Annotated in this window: 12 protein-coding genes; 2 read left to right on the top strand and 10 right to left on the bottom strand. The window is 41.5% G+C overall.

Features of this window, described 5'->3' with window-relative positions; translation table 11 throughout:
- Window positions 1–61 precede the first annotated feature (61 nt).
- Window positions 62–3,022 carry a TonB-dependent receptor gene (locus ACSLUK_RS00985; protein WP_448546624.1) on the bottom strand — a complete coding sequence of 987 codons (2,961 nt, stop codon included), beginning with the start codon at window positions 3,020–3,022 and terminating at the stop codon, window positions 62–64.
- Between the two features lie 386 nt (window positions 3,023–3,408).
- Here ACSLUK_RS00985 and ACSLUK_RS00980 point away from each other — a divergent pair, with 386 nt between their 5' ends.
- Both ACSLUK_RS00980 and ACSLUK_RS00975 read left to right on the top strand, forming a co-directional pair.
- Complete coding sequence (locus tag ACSLUK_RS00980; RefSeq protein WP_448546623.1) at window positions 3,409–3,627, top strand: EF-hand domain-containing protein; 219 nt, start codon at window positions 3,409–3,411, stop codon at window positions 3,625–3,627.
- A gap of 471 nt (window positions 3,628–4,098) precedes the next feature.
- Window positions 4,099–6,153 carry a S8 family serine peptidase gene (locus ACSLUK_RS00975; RefSeq protein WP_448546622.1) on the top strand — a complete coding sequence of 685 codons (2,055 nt, stop codon included), beginning with the start codon at window positions 4,099–4,101 and terminating at the stop codon, window positions 6,151–6,153.
- 99 nt (window positions 6,154–6,252) lie between these two features.
- Here ACSLUK_RS00975 and ACSLUK_RS00970 read toward each other — a convergent pair whose 3' ends face one another.
- The 9 genes from ACSLUK_RS00970 to ACSLUK_RS00930 all read right to left on the bottom strand — a co-directional run bounded on the left by ACSLUK_RS00970 (window position 6,253) and on the right by ACSLUK_RS00930 (window position 18,766).
- On the bottom strand, window positions 6,253–7,116 hold the full coding sequence (locus tag ACSLUK_RS00970) for a universal stress protein (protein WP_448546621.1): 864 nt from the start codon (window positions 7,114–7,116) through the stop codon (window positions 6,253–6,255).
- 122 nt (window positions 7,117–7,238) lie between these two features.
- Window positions 7,239–8,459, bottom strand: a complete 1,221-nt coding sequence (locus ACSLUK_RS00965) for a hypothetical protein (RefSeq protein ID WP_448546620.1) — start codon at window positions 8,457–8,459, stop codon at window positions 7,239–7,241.
- 238 nt (window positions 8,460–8,697) lie between these two features.
- Entirely contained in the window at window positions 8,698–10,932 is a 2,235-nt protein-coding gene (locus ACSLUK_RS00960) for a carbohydrate binding family 9 domain-containing protein (protein ID WP_448546619.1), read from the bottom strand.
- Window positions 10,933–11,057: 125 nt separating this feature from the next.
- Window positions 11,058–12,185 (bottom strand): aminotransferase class I/II-fold pyridoxal phosphate-dependent enzyme, encoded by a 1,128-nt coding sequence (locus ACSLUK_RS00955; RefSeq protein WP_448546618.1) that lies wholly within the window; start codon window positions 12,183–12,185, stop codon window positions 11,058–11,060.
- A gap of 25 nt (window positions 12,186–12,210) precedes the next feature.
- Window positions 12,211–14,334 carry a 5-histidylcysteine sulfoxide synthase gene (gene ovoA / locus ACSLUK_RS00950; RefSeq protein WP_448546617.1) on the bottom strand — a complete coding sequence of 708 codons (2,124 nt, stop codon included), beginning with the start codon at window positions 14,332–14,334 and terminating at the stop codon, window positions 12,211–12,213.
- A 33-nt stretch (window positions 14,335–14,367) separates the two neighbouring features.
- Window positions 14,368–15,621: a hypothetical protein gene (locus tag ACSLUK_RS00945; protein WP_448546616.1), complete on the bottom strand. Its 1,254-nt coding sequence runs from the start codon at window positions 15,619–15,621 to the stop codon at window positions 14,368–14,370.
- A 23-nt stretch (window positions 15,622–15,644) separates the two neighbouring features.
- Complete coding sequence (locus tag ACSLUK_RS00940; RefSeq protein WP_448546615.1) at window positions 15,645–17,438, bottom strand: GGDEF domain-containing protein; 1,794 nt, start codon at window positions 17,436–17,438, stop codon at window positions 15,645–15,647.
- A gap of 103 nt (window positions 17,439–17,541) precedes the next feature.
- Window positions 17,542–17,766, bottom strand: a complete 225-nt coding sequence (locus tag ACSLUK_RS00935) for a glutaredoxin family protein (protein WP_448546905.1) — start codon at window positions 17,764–17,766, stop codon at window positions 17,542–17,544.
- A 97-nt stretch (window positions 17,767–17,863) separates the two neighbouring features.
- A complete protein-coding gene (locus ACSLUK_RS00930) occupies window positions 17,864–18,766 on the bottom strand; it encodes a LysR family transcriptional regulator (protein WP_448546614.1) in 903 nt (300 codons plus the stop codon).
- Window positions 18,767–18,838: the final 72 nt, after the last annotated feature.

Raw genomic sequence — 18,838 nt, 5'->3', positions numbered from 1 at the left:
AATAATAAAAAAACGAGCTGGGGAGAACAGCTCGTTTATTATCCATCATGCTAAGACAGCATTAGAAGTCGTAACGCATTGACAATTTCACATAACGTGGCGTTTGGAAATCATCGGCATAACCAAATCGAGGGTTGTTTGTACCACTGTCAAACTCTGACAGTTCATCAACGCCTTCTACCCCATCCCAATTAAATACGTTAAAGATATTCGCTTTGAACGTAAGTAATCCATGGTCATTCAGATCAACACGGTAAGTAAGGTTCAAGTCTAAATTATAAACCCATTCAGTACGTCCTAAGCTACCACGAGGCGTTGCAACACCATCGTTGTAGAAAGAAGCTGCACCGTACCAGTCACGGCCATAACAAACACCGTCAACCTGAACCGCAGTTACACAGAAGCCATCGTCTTCAGGGTGAACACCAAAGGCACTCTTTGGCTTACCTGATTTCGCCCAAAAGTTGAAGCCAACACTGAAATCATCATTGATGGTATAAATACCATATGCTTTGATGTTATGACGACGATCGTTAGGTAAGTCACCGTAGCCATTGTCCATTAATTCAGGATAGTCGAAAGACGTCGTCCAACCCGGATCAGCCTGACCGTTATCTGATCTTACCAAGCCTTCCGTATTACCATAGCTGTGTGACCAAGTGTAAGATGATGCAATGAAAAAATCTTCAGTTACATAACCAGAAACGTTAAACTCAGCAGCATAGTACTGACGCTTAGAGTCTGGGAAGCCTAACATTTCAGAGCTAACAGTCACTTCTTCTTTCGTACCGTCGCCATCAACATCATAAATCATCGTAACGTCACGGCCTGGGTTAGTTAGCGTTGGGAACCAACCACCAACTAAGTAATCTTCCATATTTGGATCATCAGCAAAATTCTCTTTGATCCACTGGTTCATACCATAATTGAACGAAATATCTTCGATAGATTGCTTCAACTCACGTGATACTAAACGTACACCCGCAGCCCAATCTTCATTGATTTGTTGTTCGTAACCAATCACAATTTCGTCTGAATACATCGACTCTGCTTGGTTATTAAACAATTGGTCAGCATCAGGGACTGTGCCGTCAGCAACTACATCAGTACGTAATAAGTCACCTAATTGCGGAGATCCGTCAGAATTGACACCTTCTAACATGTAGATGTGATGAATATCGTAAGCCGCAGAGGCCATTCTTACGTTGGTATTAGGAGATACCGGCTGGAAGTAGCGACCGTAAGAACCATATAGTTTACTGTCACCATTGCCAAGTAAGTCATAAGTAAAGCCAACACGAGGGGCAATTTGATCGTCTAAATCAACATATTTGTCACCCGAGCCTGTTGTATTACTAAAAGTACTAGCTCGTACACCAAGGTTTAAAACGAGCTCGTCGTTAACTTGCCAAGTATCTGTAATGTAAAAGGCATTTGATTCGTTTTCAGTTTCACTAGCTTTACCCCAGATGCGTAGATCTGCATACTCATCACCTGCCTGAATAGGTAAACCAGCGGCGCCATCTTCGGCTGCACGGTAGTATGTATACCAACCATCACCGTGAGGTTCATAATAATCTGAAATTTCTAAAGTTTCATGATCGAAACCGAATCGTAATGTATGGTCACCAATCACCCAGTCCAAATCTACGCGATAAACTTTACGCACATCCTCTGTCGATGAATCGCCCCATCCGACCCAGTTACCCAATGGCACACTAACACCATCACGTCTGTCTGTGTAAGTAGACATATCAGGCGTACCACTTGGCACTCCTGTTTTGTTTTCTACACGGCCATACATTGCTGAAAGTGTAATATCGTCAGTAAGATACCCCGTATACTGAACGTTCCAAACTAGTCCACCATTTTTCCATCGTGACGTGCCCGGCTCACTGCTACGGTCATAATTGCCGTCAGCATCTTTACGCCACTCGTTATCATGTCCCTTAGCACCGTTATCAAATGCCATCGCACTCAAAGAATGATTTTCGTTAATCTCCCAATCGAGCTTGGTAAACCACATATCACGTTCCCACTCGTGCTCATGGTAAGAGGTGTCATTTTCATATGAACCATCACCTTTTTGTGGGTTGTACAATCCATAGAAGAAAAGTGTATCTTCAATAATCGCACCACTCGCCCAGATATTGATTTCGCGCTCGTCATACTCAGAAGTATCGTCTTTAATCACCTTGCCATCGTTGTTCACCCACGGTGATGGTTCACGCAGTGATTGAGGTTCTATTTCTACCTTGCCACCGAACGTCCAGTCGTTATCACCAGATTTTGAAACTAGGTTAACGACACCACCAATGAATCGACCGTATTCAGGCGATACACCACCAGTAATCACTTCTGTTTGTTGAATAGCTTCCCAAGGAAGTTCAATATCACCCATGCCCTTGCGCACATCGGTAATATTTAAACCGTTAAGCATGTAACCGTTTTCAGCAACCGATGAACCACCAATTGCTACACCACCAAATGCATTGTCACCACCAACAGTGCCCGGCGCGAGCAATGCGATAGCTGTTGAATCTAACTCTACTGGCAATAATTTAAGGCGTTCTGTTGAAATAACCTGAGACGCTTGAGTTGACGTAGTATCAACTTGGCTAATGCGTGCGCCTGTAACTTCGATTTTTTCAATGTCGCCTTCTAATGCCAAGGTCGCATCGAACTCCAAACCGCTAACGTTAATTGAAACGTTTTGCTCAGTGATTGTGCCGAAACCGTCTTTGGATACAGTAATGGTGTAATTACCAATAGGTAAGCCTTTTAGTGAAAAGTCACCATTATTTGTTGTACGTGTAGTACGCACAATACCTTTGCTTTCATGCTTAACCGTGATTGTCGCATTGCTTAAATCAGTGCCCTGAACCGTGACGATATGACCATGAAGTGCACCTTTACCGTCGGTAGCAAATGCGCTTGGTGTTGACATGAATAATGCTGTACCAACAGCCAACGCTGTAAGTGTTTTACGAGAACTAAAACCCGTATGTGTTAAATGTGCCATTGTTTTACCCTTTGAATTACCGTCGACTTCGTCGCTCGGCTTAAAATTATTATTTAGATATATTGTATACAATATATCTAGCACGAGTATATTGTAGTAACATTGACTGATCAACGATCAAATTTTGACACTTGGTGCTATTCGGTTACATTTCTCAGATATCTAACTGTTTTAGAAAGACATTATTCAATTGTAAAAAGTTATTAAATGGGACTTTTGGTGAATAATTATTGATAAACTGCTGGTTATTTATCTAATTTCTGATGCGTAATGCACCCATAATTGGCAGATTTTTAGCGAAAGCGCAGAAATTGAAATTAATCATTCACAAAAGCTTCAATTAGCGATAAAGTTTCATCAATGCAGTTAATTATTAAGGGATACTGATGGACTTAAATCAGTGGGTCGACGAACTATTTGAAGTTTTCGATGAAGACAATGATGGCGTCATTAATCGTAGTGAATTTGTAGAATTAATCGATGTACTCTTACAAGATAAGGGCATTCGCATGTGTGAGAGTATTTTTAAGCGCTTTGATACCAATCATGACAACTCGATTTCTAAAGAAGAGTTACGTGAGATGGTGATCGAACTAGCACTTTAGCTAGTTTCACCTAAGGAAGGATAAGCAGTATTGCCTCTCTGCTTATCCATAACTTTTACTTATAAACCATAACCATATAGAATAACCTACGTTCTCAGCAACCTTTCGGCGAAATTCTTTGCCCATAGAAAATTTCAGTTAGCTTTCAATACTTAAATTTACGATTCAAATCGTAATTTCCCCTTGGCTGTTTCGCTCAAAAATCAATCGCCCCGCCAACATGTCCCTATCGCCCACATCAGTTCTCAGATACTCTCAAATACACCTTGCATTCACACTTAAAATGTTAAAGATTAGTTAACGAACGAGAAGTATTAAAAATACAATGTTTCTCTTTCCCGCTAAAAGTGACCACTTTTGGCTAAGCCAGAGCAATAACGGCGACCAAGTAAATCGACGTTTTGTAGTGCTATTGGCTCTCGAAGTTGTAGAAAAAAATAATAAACAATTACAAAACATTAGAGGGTAATCATGAACCATAAAATCTTTAAATATTCACTCATTGCGTCGGCGCTTACTATGCCTTTGGCAGCTAATGCCGCAGATATAGTCGAACAATATAATAAGGAACAGCGCTTTATTGTAACGTTTAAACAAACAGGATTAGAAAAAGCACAAAGTAGTAAGAACATTTTGCATGCAACACCAAGCCAACGCTCGCTATTTGAAGAAACCGCGCAGTCCGTAGATGCACAAATTGTACAACACATGCCCAATGTGAATGCAATGGCTGTCATTTTGTCGCCTGAACAAAAGCAACGATTGCTAAATAACCATAAGGTTGCCTCGGTAGAAGTCGATCCGAAGCGGTTTCTGTACGCTGAATCTACGCCATATGGCATTACTATGGTACAAGCACAGCAGTTATCAGACAGCGGCACAGTAAATCAGAAAGTGTGTATTATGGATACCGGCTATACACTCAATCATCCTGATTTACCAAGTTCTGGCATTACCGGCGATGATGGCTACGGCTCAAACGATACGGGAAACTGGTACAACGATGGTAATGGCCATGGCACACACGTAGCTGGCACCATAGCTGCAATCGGTGGCAACGGGCAAGGCGTTGTTGGTGTTAACCCAAGCGGTAAGCTCGGACTACATATTGTTAAAGTATTTAACGATCAAGGCAGTTGGGCTTATGGTTCAGATTTGATTCAGGCAGTTAGCCAATGTCGTGCAGCTGGTGCGACTGTCATCAGTATGAGTTTAGGCGGTGGTGGTTCATCTTCAACGGAACAAGCCGCATTTGATCAAGCATACGCAGCAGGCATCCTCAATGTAGCCGCTGCCGGTAACGACGGTGACTCATCGATGTCATATCCAGCTTCGTACAGCTCGGTGATGTCAGTTGCCGCCGTTGATAGCTCGGGCAATAAAGCAAGCTTTTCACAATATAATGCACAAGTCGAAATTTCTGCGCCAGGTGTGGGTGTCAATTCAACATATAACAATGGCGGCTATAAATCTCTTAGCGGTACCTCGATGGCAACACCGCACGTTTCAGGTGTTGCGGCGCTAGTGTGGGCGAACAATCCTAGGTGCACAGTTAGACAACTTAGAGACGGTTTAAATGCGACTGCAGAAGATCGTGGACAGGCAGGTCGTGACAATAGTTATGGCTACGGTATTGTCAAAGCAAGGGCTGCACATGATCACCTGCAAAGCGTGTGTGGTGATACGCCACCACCAAATCAAGCACCTGATGCAGCATTTACAGAGCAACACAACGGTTTAACGGTATCATTTTCAGATAGCTCAACTGATGATAAAGCAGTAACCAGTCATTCATGGACATTTGGTGATGGTAGTACTTCATCAGCTAATAACCCAACTCATACTTATTCAACCGCAGGCAGCTATCAAGTAAAACTCACAGTTAGTGACCAGGAAGGCTTAACGGATTCTATTACCAAGCAGATTGATGTTAGCGACACTAACAATGGTAATTGTGCTTCGCCATGGTCAAGTAGCGCAAGTTACGCAATTGGTGACAAGGTGACATATAACGGCTATGAATATGAATCTATCTGGTGGTCAACGGGCGCTCAGCCGGATATTTATAGCAATGTCTGGGAACGACTTGATCAATGTGATGGTTCCGGAGAAAACGATGCCCCGGTAGCAAGCTTTAGCTTCACGGCTAACAATCTTAGCGTCGCGTTTTCGAATACATCGACTGATGATAAAGCGGTGACAAGCTCAGCATGGAATTTTGGTGATGGCACTACCTCATCACAACAATCACCTAGTCATACATACAATAGTGCTGGCACCTACACAGTGAGTCTCACGGTTTATGATGTAGAAGGGCTTAGCCATACTTCCTATCAATATGTCACAGTGACAACTGGTGACAATACTGGATGCGGCGGACTAGATGCATGGTCTGCATCTAAGTCTTATTCATTAGGTGATAAAGTGTCACACAATGGGAATAAATATGATGCAATTTGGTGGTCTACGGGAGCAGACCCTGAAGTATTCAGCAACGTTTGGAGAAAAACAGGTAGCTGCCAATAATTAACGGCGTACTATTTAAAAAGAGCCTCAATTGAGGCTCTTTATCTATTTCAACTCAGCAAAATCACACATGCGTGGCTAACTAATAATAATAAACGGTTATGGCTTTAATGCTAAGACATCAGTTTTAAGTAACATCATGATTTTTTCAGCGGTGTTACCGATAAACTTGCCGCTTAAACCTGTGCGGCCAACCGTGCCAATGACAACTAAACCAGCGTTGGCTTCTGCTGCCATACTAGGGATCACCTTAGCTGGATCTCCCGCATGAATGGAAAAATTTTTCTTAGGTATGTCGAACTCTTGACTCAAGGATTCAATCGCTGCCTTGGTGTCGCGAATTGCATTTTCTTCCACCTCATCAGCATATTGTAACCCTAAGTCTCGAAGCAGTGGAGAAACTGGCGGCGCGTAACATACGTGTAAATCAACAGAGTAACTTTGTGCCAACTGCTTGGCATGTGTCAAAATTTTCTTATTCAAGGCTTGTTTATCTTCAAGCTTAGTGCCCAAATCAATCGCAGCAAACACATTAGGCGATTTACGCCACTTGGTTTCAGCGACGATCAACACAGGTGCGGTACATTCACGTATCAACAACCAGTCTGTTGGTGTATAAAAAGTACTTTCAGTGCGATGCCCAGTTTTAAGTACCATCGAAGGTTTGTGCTCTTGTGTGTAATCGATAATCCATTGATGTATTTTTTTCAGCCAAACCACTTCATAGGTGTACTCAACTTGTCCAGAAATTGTATGCGCCAACTCCTGTTCAAGCTGTGTTGATAATCGGTCAATGATGGTATTGCGAATTTCGTCGTGATCGTTAGATACGTCCCTAAGATCTTCATAAACAAACTGGACAACATGTATCTGTGCCTGGTACGTATCTGCCAATATCAACGCCTGCTTCAATGCGACCGAAGATTCACCGACCTTATCTGCCACTACTAACAATTTGTTCATTTCATCAACCTTTGTCTTTTCCAATTTGCCATTTAATCCATATTTTACCGCTAATCTGGTCCACACATATTGACGCAAATCATGAATTCGTCATGATAAATGCTCAGCAATGCAAAAACTTATTACACTGAATGTTCAAAGTAAATGCGATAAGTCGATGACCAAATTGGGTGGTTTACCTCTAGTGCGTAGCAAATAAAATCGTCTTTATTTAGATTTGAAAATCTGAATAAATAGTCTGTCATTTTACCTACTTCAACATCTGCAATAACTTCTGCTAACGGCGAGCCAGCGTTAACAATTTTTAGTTCAGGAAACTCAGGCAAGCGCTCTGTCCACATGTCATCGGCACGCAAACTCCCTTCTTCCACTTTTTGATTACCCGAATAACAACCAACATTTACGCTGCTTCTCATATCAATTTTCTTTTCCAGAAACACAAACATGATGAGCTTTTTCGTTGGGTTCTTAATGGAAATACTGGTCGAGCTACAGCGACTTTCATGTACCAATGGGTTAGCCAATTCGTCAGGGTTACTGAACAAAAAGGTTGCGTCAAAGTTCAGTTTGTTTTCAATATCATTAAAAACAATCCCTGAATTACTTGCTGAGTAACTCGAATAAGCTTCAAGTAACCCCTTCGTTGAATATTCATCCACAACACCTATCTGAAAGCGGCTGGTGTCGATTAACGAGTCTTCGGTTATTTTTTCCGGCACTGAAAAATTTTCAGGATGCGGATGCGTATAAAACTGTACAAAAGGAGGTGATGCTTTTGAGCGCATAATATTTTGCTTAGAAATCATCGCAACTTCTTGCAAATATTGCGGGTCGTGGCTGCTTTCTTTCAAAATGTAGCAACTAAACAAGGTATCAATCGATGAGCCGATAAGTTGTTTGGACGCCAAATAGTGCTGTTCACGCTTTTCATCCGCTGACAACATGTTTTTGTCGAGATGTGAGCTGGTAACATTACTACCGAGTAACCGTTTCAGTTCGGCATGACTACGGGCATATTTACGAATCTGAGAATCAAAAACGGCGACCGCCTTTTTTGCCTCTAAAATTTGTGGCTTGTGCAGTCCTTGCTTTTCTACTTGTACTAAGAAATCTTGTAGGCCAGCAATCCCCGGCAAATAACATAGTACTTGCTTACCATCCTTACTGCGATTGATACCGTTTAGGATACGTTGACAATTAGAGCGGTTAAAGTCTAGCCATTTTGACATGCCAGTAATTGATTGTGCCGACTGTGGAAATTCTCTCACAATATGACGCAATACGCTCTTCAAATTCTCACCTGTACGGTTAAGTGCGATTAAGTCTTCTTTTTCTAACAACATAATTTATTTTAATTTTTGAGTGGCAGGTCATCTGCAACAATGAAGACATCATAGCGCTTAGTTTCGATACAGTAAAATGATTAAAGTGAAGATATTCACTTTAGCGCGTGTAGAACGATGAGGTATAAAATTTATTCAAGCTGAGCGTACTTTGAAAGCAGCTCTCGATTTATCGTTTAGTAGTACTAAGTATAATCGAGGAACTGTAATCAAAGTACGCTCAAATCACAGATTGGTATTATAGCTGCCATGCATAGCTGAATTTAGTGAAAATAGTACGTTGATTACGCTCTAATGAATCTAGGTTATCGTCCTGAAAACCACCGTCTGAGTATCCAATAAAAAACAGGGTTTGCGGGTTAATTTTGTAGGAATAAATTAACTGTGTTGAAAAATAGCGACTCGTTTCGTCAGGGCGATCGGCAATATCATCATAGCTGTACAAATCAGCATTACGATCAATATCAGTATATTGCACCACTAACTTTAAAATACTGCGCATATCAAACTGATAACCTAAACGAAAGTCTACTTGATTTGCCGTAAACAACGTTCCGTCATCTACATCCAATGTATTAAAGTTATAGTTGAGTTCCATGCTAACATGCTCATTCACGTCCCAATCAACAAAGCCTTCCCAATAGATTTTGTCACCGAGTTGCGTATTAGCGAAATCGATCTGTTTACCAAAATTAATAAAACTACCTACTTCGACACCAGAAACTGGAACGAATTTGGCAAACATCATAAATTGCGTTTCATCAAAATATTGATCATCAAATAAACGTTCACGATGGACGATACCAAAATTAGTGAAGAATTGCTTTTGTCCTTGCAAATTACCGTGGATTTCAATTTCTTGCTCTAGCTTATTGCCATCTTGATCATGCGTTTGATCCCAATCGCCAAAAACACCCCAGCGCGTGAAAGTATCATCACTTTCGCCATACCATGTATGTCGCCCGCCGAATACCACCTTCTCATAATTAACACGAGACTGAAAACCTAAATCTGCGCGAAAATCTTTTCCAACATTGGTGTAGCCAGCACGTAAGTTATAGTCTCTGGTACTATGTGAGTAATTAACAGAGTAGGCATGATCATCTTGCTCATGTGCCACTTCAAAATCTTCAACAACGCTATCAGGGTTTTTAGTGTCAGATTGCGCAACTTGGTAGCTCAAACTACTCGATTGATTAAACCAATAAGAGCCATCTACAGAAACAAGTGAGTTACGATACTCTTCCCCCTGACGGTGTGTAACTAACACCCCTACATTGTTTCGCTCACCCACATCCATTTTATAACGTGCAATTGCTACTTCTGATTTTTCTTCGAGCGTGGCGATGCCAGAACCTTGGTTGCCCGGCATTAAAAAGGAGGTATTGTTGTCATTCGCAACCATCACACCGTATGTATGTTGATCGGTCTTGCCTGTCACTTTTAGTCCAACATCTGGCTCCGCAATGTTGCGTGTATGCACTAAATTGAAATTATTCGTTTCAAAATAAGAGGCGCCATCAAGGAAAAATGGGCGTTTTTCAGGAAAGAACAATGAAAATGTATTATTGACATCGAGTTGACTTGCATCAGCCTCTACTTGTGAAAAGTCGGGATTAATGGTCGCATTCAGTACCATGTCCTGCGTTATGCCCCAACGAATATCTAACCCCGGTTCGATGTCTGTGTCACCCTCTACCCAATCGCCAGGTAAATCAGGTTTTTCGTCTTGTCTAGAAATCGTCAACGTTGGCGTTAGTTGAAAATTATTACTAGGTGTAACTGACTCAAATCCCGTCAATTGCTCAAATTGACATATGTTACATTCCAGATCACGATCTGAATTATGTGTGGCCATTTGAATTCGCACATCACGAGGGTAGTTTCGCCAACCGGCAACGTTCCAAACTAATCCCCCTTCTCGATCAGGAAAACGTAAGGCATTAAATGGAATTTTCATCTCTACCACATACCCTTCATCGGTTATTTGGCCAGCACTCTCCCAAATTGCATCCCATGAATCATCTTCATTCCAGCCATCTGTATCATCCATGCGCATATCAGCTTGTGCGCCAAGTGGGTTCACAAAGAATTCATAGGCAGTACGTTCATCGTTAAAGGTATCGATGATAATGCCAACATTGTCATCAGACCATAATGCATCTCGGTCACGTAATGATGCCCTAATTTTGTCTGGTTCAGGATCGTAAGCGACAAAAGCTACATTGAATGACTCTCCATCTTCATAAAAATAAACATCCGTTTTTACCGGCGCAGGCGAGCCTTCACCTGGATTGTTCTCATACTTGAGTTCCATTTTGGTGGCGCTCTGCCAGATAGCCTCATTCAAATTACCGTCAACGGTAATTTCATCTTTGGCATGAACAAGTTGAAATTGATTACGATGCATTTTTGTCGCGTGTCCAGCAAAGCTTGCCAGAAAGACTGCTGCTAATAATGAGTATTTATACATGTTATTTTCTTATTTTTGACCGAGAGTTTACGCATTGATGCGCTTATTGTTTTATCTATTGTCGCGACAAATACGAAAATAGTTGTAATTAAGAATGTAACCAAATGTAACCAATGAAATAACAATTAGTTTTGAGAACAAAGAGATAGATACTCAGCTAATGGGGATAATTGTTTATTAAAGTGACGTTGACCTAATCCTACTCTGACATATTGTCCATCTAAACCGAACAGCGTTGCGGGTAATAGTAAGGTCTGGTGCCGCTTAGCAAGTTGATAACACCACTGCTCAATCGGCAATGCAGTATTTATTTTGGCTAAACTCAATATGCCTGCCCGCGGCGCAAGCCAGCTTATAAAGTCAGAATTTTCTGTTACAAATTGTTGAAAATATTCAATGTTTTGATGAATGATTTGATTATTTCGCGCAATAATAGGTTCAAAATTTCGCAGTGCCAGTGTGGCCAGTTGCTCATCAACCGCTGACGTACAAATTGAACCATAGGCTTTTTGTGCCAGTAAACCGTCAACGAGACGCGTACACTGAGTAATGGCCCAACCGACACGAATGCCTGACAAGCCTAAACTTTTCGACATCACAGAGACACTGATCGCTCTTTCATAATTGAGATAATCATGAGCCAGATCTTCGTTATTATAATTGGATGCTTGCGAAACATCATCAGCCAGTAAATAGCATTGATGCTTTTGCGCTAGTTGAAGCAAAGCTTGTCGCAATGAGCGGGAAATCACACTCCCTGTAGGGTTATGTGGCGCGTTCAACACAATGAGTTTGGTTTTGTCAGATATTGCTGCAGCTACATCTGACAATGTAAATTGCCATTGTTCGTGTTCTGCTAGCTTAATTTCAACAACACGACAACCACGCTGAGCCACCATAGTTACCAAAGAGGGATAACAGGGCGTCATCACAATGACCTCATCGCCAGGTGACAAAACTGTCTTATAAATTGCCGCTAATGCCTCTTGTGCGCCACAAAAAGTTACTACATGTTGAGCAGTCAACGAATGTACTTTTTCATTAAGCGTTTGTTGGTAAGCCAAAATGGCCTCGCGAAGCGCTAAACTCCCAGCTACAGAGGTATAGGTGAGGTTGCAATCGTCAAAAGTCGCGTTAGTTAATGCCAGTAATTCGGCAACCGTCATTGACTGCGCACACGAGTTACTCAAGTTGGTAACAACCTCTGGCAATTGGCGTGTAAACGCTATATGTGCAGGTAATTCAAGGGTCATAACTATTTATGTATAGCTCGGTTGTTCAAAACTTTTGCCAAACCATCACTTGAATATCTGTGACGAGCCTGTTCGTGCTATTTAACTGTGTCTCTTCGCTTAGTGCATAAGTCGCCAATAATTTGGCTTGAGGGCTCAACACATCACTAATGCCTGCGTCTGCAACTAAATTTTCACCATTCACCTTAATCCCTCCTAGCCATAGGGGCTTTTCGGTATAGCGTTCATCAAACTGACCATCACTGGCAACCACAAGTAACCCTCCTGTCTCTAACCTAGACAGACAAGACAATAAAGCATTTTTAGGGTGATAGCTTTTTTCAAGTGCCTGCTGCACTACTATCACATCGTATTCTTGGTAAACCTGCTTTAAATTGCTTATATCACCTTGAGAAAAATAAATATTGCTAGGCGGCTTAACGAGTGCTAAATCTGCTAAGGTGACTTCGTGATATTGCACAATGTCGCCCGATTCAATGGTGACAAATCGCGTATGGCCATGTTGCTGCATTGCCACCGCATGTTGAATGGTTCTCGCACTGAAGTCGACCGCATCGACCATATCAAACGACGCTGCCAGCTCAAATGCCGTTCGTCCAACACCACAGCCATAATTTAGCAATTTATGCGTTTTCACCTTATGTTGGGTACTGACAGCCATCACTAACTCGGCTAATTTTTTTGCGAAGCTTGTGCCTGTGTATTTGTTTGGTAAATAGTGTCGCTGCAACAATTGGCAAATTTCGATGTCATTCTCAAAATGACTCACTTTAATTGTCGGTACTTGTTCTTGGCTGGATTTTACATACCTAAACCCTGCATGTTGGAAGAAGTGACGACGAAACGCATAACGCGATGAGGCTATTGCTTCATTACCTGTCGATATCCAAGAGCCACCTTTGATCAGATTATGCTTGCCATCAAATGTTGGTGTAGAGAAGTCATCATACAGTGGATGTACTTTAAAACCTGGGAAGCCATCAATAGCCGATTCAGTCCACTGCCAGACATTGCCAACAATGTCATACATACCATCGTGACTGTATCGGTTTACCGGACAGGAAGAGGCATAGTAAGCTAAGTTAATGTTTGCTGAAATCTCAGGCCAATCAGTGATATCGCCAGAAATATTTTGCCGTAGACAGTACCACTCGGCTTCTGTTGGTAAGCGGATAAACGCCTCGGACTGCTGTGACTTCCATTGACAAAATGCTTTTGCCTCCAAGTAATTGACTTCAACAGGCCAGTTCAACGGTAAAGGGATTAACTCTAGTAAGTTACGTTGAAAGTATTGATCTTGCAGCTTACACCAAAATCGCGGCATTTGGGCTTGTGTGTATGCTAGCCATGATTGCCCTTCTTCTCCCCAATATTCACTATTTTGATACCCTCCCGCTTCAACAAATGCCATGAATTCACCATTGGAAACCAAAAATTGACTTGCTTCAATCGGTTCCACATCAACGGGACATTCACCATATTCATTGTCCCAACCATACGTATCGTCATCATTCGCTTTGCCTAACACTATGTGTTTTCCGGCCACAGGAACTAACGTATTTTCAGGAGATTGACCATAGTCTCGACAAGCTTGCCACATTGGTGAAGTTAACGTCAGGTGTTCCAGTGGTAGCATGCGCATTATCACTGACGAGGTTTCTAGATGAATACGCTCATGCTCACATCCCATCAATATAATCCAAGCCAATGAATCTTGTGTTATAGGTAAGCTAAGCGGCATAGTATCAATGAGCTGATGAACGAGCAGGTAGACTTTTTGTCTGTATTCACGAACCTGCTTTACGTCTGGCCAATCGTAGTGTGTACTATCGAGATCATCCCAGCTCATCTCATCTACGCCAACAGCGCAAATTGCTTCCAGTTTAGGCTCGATTCGCTCACTAATAAATTTACCCAGCATCAACTTATTGATGTAAAACGTGGCGGTATGGCCATAATAGAAAATAAGTGGGTGTCGTAGCGGTTCAGGGCGAAGAAAGTAAGCATTATCATTATTGATTAATGCAAACAACGACTCATAAGTTTGCCAACTATTATCAAAATAGGCTTTCAGTTCTGCCCGCTTTTCAGCAACAGAGTTCCCTGTTAATAGTGGTGTTGTTAGCTGTATTATTTTTTCCTGCATCATGTCGTTCGTAGCATTATGAGTTATATAGTCTGCTTACCTTGATGTTATGATAGTCGCAGGCAAATAGGGAGCTAAAATCCCTTGATGAACTTGTTCACCAATTGACAATTTAGAAGCCTTTACTGTATCTAATAGCATACTGTTTATACCATGACATCGTTGTTGCGTATTGTCGTTGCGCAATTGAGGTGCAATCTCTGAATGATGTGCTAACGCCTCGTCTATACTTTTGATAAACCATGAATTTTGCATAAACAATGAGATAGCGCCTAAGTGATTCTCGCATTCCTCTGTGTCGCCCTTAGCGCAATGCACTCCCACTGTTGTATCATACAAAGATGATGGAAGCATGAACTTTTCGGCACAAATTTCCGTGTCCACGTTTACCTTATTTGCTGATTCATTGAGCGCTTCGATCACACAAAGTAACGCAAAAATCACATTGCTGTATGCGTTATAAAAGACACTAGACGCCCCCAAACGATGTTCGATGCGAGTCGTTGAGTGCCAATCTTGTTGGCTAAGTAAAATATCGTTATTGGTGTTGACCAACAGTGTTTTTATCCCCATTGGTTGGTTATGTTTTCCCCACTGCTTGTAAAGGGCAATACTCCCTTGATGCCCCCCCGAAATATCGCTAGGCGAACACAGCTCGCGTGCGAGGCCATATTGAGTTTTTAAAGAAAAGCGCGCAAATGCATCTTCTTCTGGCAAAAAAAGTAAACTACAGTCTCGGCTTCGTTGCATCAGAATCTGTTGTAAGTGAGCACCAAACTCTTCGCTTACAAGCAGGTTTTCATTTGTACGATCATCCCAAACACTGATATTCATTTGAATCGCATTAGGAATATGTACAGCACGGTTATCCTGAGTAAAAATGCTATGACATTTTGGCGCTAATTTGCCTTTATCGCCTGACCACACCACAGGCCTGATGAGTAGTTCACCAATATTTTCTTGCTTAAATAATTCAGGTAACCGCTTAATTAACGTTGCTATATTTTGCGCTTCTTTAAGTGGTGTTTGTCCATGAAACGCAGAAACAAATTCCCATTGATTGCGCCAATACTCAGGAATTATCTTGCCATCTATACCTAAGTGCTTGAGCCTGCGATTAACGCCTTCAAATGAGACAGCACCACGTGGGGAAATAAGTGGCACGAAACACCCTTCTACTTCAAAGTGAATTTTAGGTGTAATCCCTTGATAATTAATCAGCTCTTGCAATGAAACTATGACACTTTTAAACAATGATGTTACTTCATTGTGTTCAAGTACTTGTTCCATTTACATTCCGTGAATTTCAAATATTAGCTGTCAAACGGATAGCTTACTGCTTGATCTTTACCAAGGTATTTCGCTTGATATAACGCCATGTCAGCATGACTGAACAGTGTTTGGCCGTCAGCACAATCATCACCAAACTCAGCGACACCTATACTAACCGACACTGGAACATTAACAGAGTCCCCTAAAACAAATCGATGCTGACGTATGCTTTCCAAAATTCGGTTAGCAATGGTCATGGCTTTTTGTTTATTTGTTCTTGGTAGAACACACATAAACTCTTCACCACCAATTCGACCAATTACGTCTTCTTTACGTAGTATTTTCTGTGCTTTCTCAGCACACGTTTTTATCACTAAATCACCGACAAGATGACCAAAGTGGTCGTTAATGCGCTTAAAGTTGTCTATATCAAGTAAAATTACGGACACTTGTGCTTTGTTTTGGCTAATTGCACTTAACATCTTATTCAGATATGAAAAAACATAACGTCGATTGTATATGCCAGACAATTCATCAGTAATAGTCAATTGCTTCATTGTGCGATTGTTTCTATATTGCACCACGACAACGGCAGCAACGATAAAAAAACCTGTCACAAAAAATATCAGTAAGTAAGTTTGACGTTCGTACTTATCAATCTCGACCTGATGTTCCAAGTCGTCAGCACGCGAGCGTTGCGATACTAAAGCCTCCTCAATTTCTTGGCGTTCTAACTCCAGCAAAGCTTTTACATTGACCAGCCGCGCGCTGGCACTTTCCCTGACCAATTTAATATATTGTTCGTAGTATTCATTAACGTATTGATACGCTTCTTCCAACTCACCGTTAGCAAACGCTAACTCACCAGCAATCTTGGTAATTTCCAACTGCCAGCGCGTCCCTACAAGTTCTGGCATGCCCTCAAAAATATCATTGGCCTGCTCTAAGGCTACACTTGCCTCTGCAATTCGGTTAAGTTGAATCAAACAGCGTGCTTTTTGTTTCAATAATTCGGCGTCATAGTCATCAATGCCCTCTAAACTCAATGCTTCGTCTATGACTTGTAACGCTTCACCACAGGCGCCTTTTTCCGCCAAGGTCATGCCTAGCCCATACGCACCAAAATAGGATATTTCTTTATTGGGCGTGTAAGAAATCCGTTGACGATACAACTCAAATTTGGCGATGGCTAAGCCAAATTTACCCCAGTATCGATAGGTAGATGCTAACCCATAGATGGCTTCCGCCATATGCGCGGGATAATTAAGACGCTCATACGTTGCCAACGCTTTTTCGTAGTAGCTGATAGACTTTTCGTATTCACCCATATAACCATAAACCGCCCCATAAGTTTCGTTGATTACGGCAATAAGAAAGTGATCGTTGAGCGCGAATGCTTCTACGAAAGCTTCTTGCAGATCAATTAAGGAAATCTCGAATAGCTCGGTAAGACTTTGGGTATAGGCAAGCTCTTGCTTTGCATACAAATAGATGGTGTTGGCATTGATTTCTTTGGCTGTTTTCATTGCTAGACGAAAAGATTTGACCGCCTCTTTATAGCGACCATCGCGGCCAAATATCATCCCCTGAAAATGATAGATCTGACTTTGAATTATTTTTGGGGTAGTAGGCGTTATTCGCTGAACGGCTTCGGTCACCGTTGCAGAAAAGTCATCGTAAAGATAGAGCAAATTTTCACTTTGTGCTTTTCTTAATAACCACCACAGATATTCCTCTGGCTTAAGCGCACCAACTTTTGGGTAGGCTAGAATTTTTTGGTAGGATTTCCATGGAAACTGATAAATTTCTTGTTCCATCTCTTGTAAATCGGCCACTGAATTACTATACGCTGCGCAAGACATGCTGCACAAAATGCTAATAAATACAGTTTGTAAGAACCTCTTTAAAGCCTGCACCTGCTATCCCTAATCCATTTATCTATTGCTTTAGTAATTTGGCTAAACTTTTTAAATTTGTTACTTGGTGGTAGCTATCTGCTACTTTAATAATAGGTACACCGCGAAACCCCGTTCGCGCAAACTCTTTTTGTCCTGCGGGTGTTTTAACATTGCACTCTCTAAAACTAACATTATTCGTTAGCAGATATTTTTTAACTGTCTGACAATGCGGACAATTTTGCATACTGTACAAGACAATCTTCATACGAGCTAATGGTGTAAAATTCAATTAATGACTACTGTAACCAAGTTACCAGAGAATTGTAATACCAACTGACATAAATATTTGACCTATTCAAACACTACCACATCTCTATTTGTAAGTTCTCTTGCATGAATTCAATAAACACTTTTACTTTCGCCGATAAATATTGGCGATGCGGGTAAACAACATAAATGCCAATATCGTCTAGTTCAATATCTTTTAGTATTTCTACCAGTTGACCACTTTTCAGTTCATCCAGACACAAATGCGCAGGTAATCTGGTAATTCCCAACCCTGCACAAGTTGCAACAACTTCAAAATCTGAACTATTAGTGATAATGCGAGGGTTGACATGCGCGCTATGTGATTTACCGTGTTTATCATTGAGCTCCCAATATTTGGGTGTACCAACATTTGCATAACTAATAACACGGTGATGTTGCAACTCTTCCATTGATTTCGGCTCACCATGCTCGGCGATATAATCAGGCGACGCAATAAAAACGCCTTTAGCAGCGCCAATTTTCTTTGCAATCAGGTTTGATTCTTTTAGTGTGCCCGCTCGAATAGCCAGATCAAAACCTTCCGCGACAACATCAACTTTGCGCTGGCTATAATGAATATCTAAATCGACTTCAGGATAGGTTTTTAAGAACTCCGTTAAGAGTTGTTCCAGATGCACACTCCCCATGGTGATGGGTGCGCTGATTTTAAGAACCCCTTTAGGTGTTTCTTGCAACGCCCCCATCGCAAATTCAGCGTTTTCTGCATCAATAATAATTTGTCGGCATCGTTCAAAATACGTCAATCCGGCATCAGTTAGGGTCAGACTGCGCGTCGTTCTATTGAGTAACCTTACCCCCAAGCGTTTTTCCAGCTTACTGATTTCTTTACTGATAAAAGATGGAGAGTGTCCCAAACGATCAGCTGCCGATGAAAAACTGCCTAACTCTACCACAGTGACATACACTACCATGCCATCTAACATTTCACTCTTCATGCTCACTGCTTCATTTTCCTTTTATCGATGCGACTGGTCACTTTGATATTCTATTCTGGTCATTAATCTATG

The sequence above is a fragment of the Thalassotalea fusca genome (assembly GCF_053485835.1).
The sequence above is the reverse complement of the archived record's forward strand: the minus strand, read 5'-3'. Positions and strand labels throughout refer to the sequence as shown.

Coding starts and splice junctions, on each gene's coding strand:
- ACSLUK_RS00985 (WP_448546624.1), bottom strand. CDS start 3,022: ATGGCACATTTAACACATACGGGTTTTAGTTCTCGTAAAACACTTACA.
- ACSLUK_RS00980 (WP_448546623.1), top strand. CDS start 3,409: ATGGACTTAAATCAGTGGGTCGACGAACTATTTGAAGTTTTCGATGAA.
- ACSLUK_RS00975 (WP_448546622.1), top strand. CDS start 4,099: ATGAACCATAAAATCTTTAAATATTCACTCATTGCGTCGGCGCTTACT.
- ACSLUK_RS00970 (WP_448546621.1), bottom strand. CDS start 7,116: ATGAACAAATTGTTAGTAGTGGCAGATAAGGTCGGTGAATCTTCGGTC.
- ACSLUK_RS00965 (WP_448546620.1), bottom strand. CDS start 8,459: ATGTTGTTAGAAAAAGAAGACTTAATCGCACTTAACCGTACAGGTGAG.
- ACSLUK_RS00960 (WP_448546619.1), bottom strand. CDS start 10,932: ATGTATAAATACTCATTATTAGCAGCAGTCTTTCTGGCAAGCTTTGCT.
- ACSLUK_RS00955 (WP_448546618.1), bottom strand. CDS start 12,185: ATGACCCTTGAATTACCTGCACATATAGCGTTTACACGCCAATTGCCA.
- ovoA (WP_448546617.1), bottom strand. CDS start 14,334: ATGATGCAGGAAAAAATAATACAGCTAACAACACCACTATTAACAGGG.
- ACSLUK_RS00945 (WP_448546616.1), bottom strand. CDS start 15,621: ATGGAACAAGTACTTGAACACAATGAAGTAACATCATTGTTTAAAAGT.
- ACSLUK_RS00935 (WP_448546905.1), bottom strand. CDS start 17,766: ATGAAGATTGTCTTGTACAGTATGCAAAATTGTCCGCATTGTCAGACA.
- ACSLUK_RS00930 (WP_448546614.1), bottom strand. CDS start 18,766: ATGAAGAGTGAAATGTTAGATGGCATGGTAGTGTATGTCACTGTGGTA.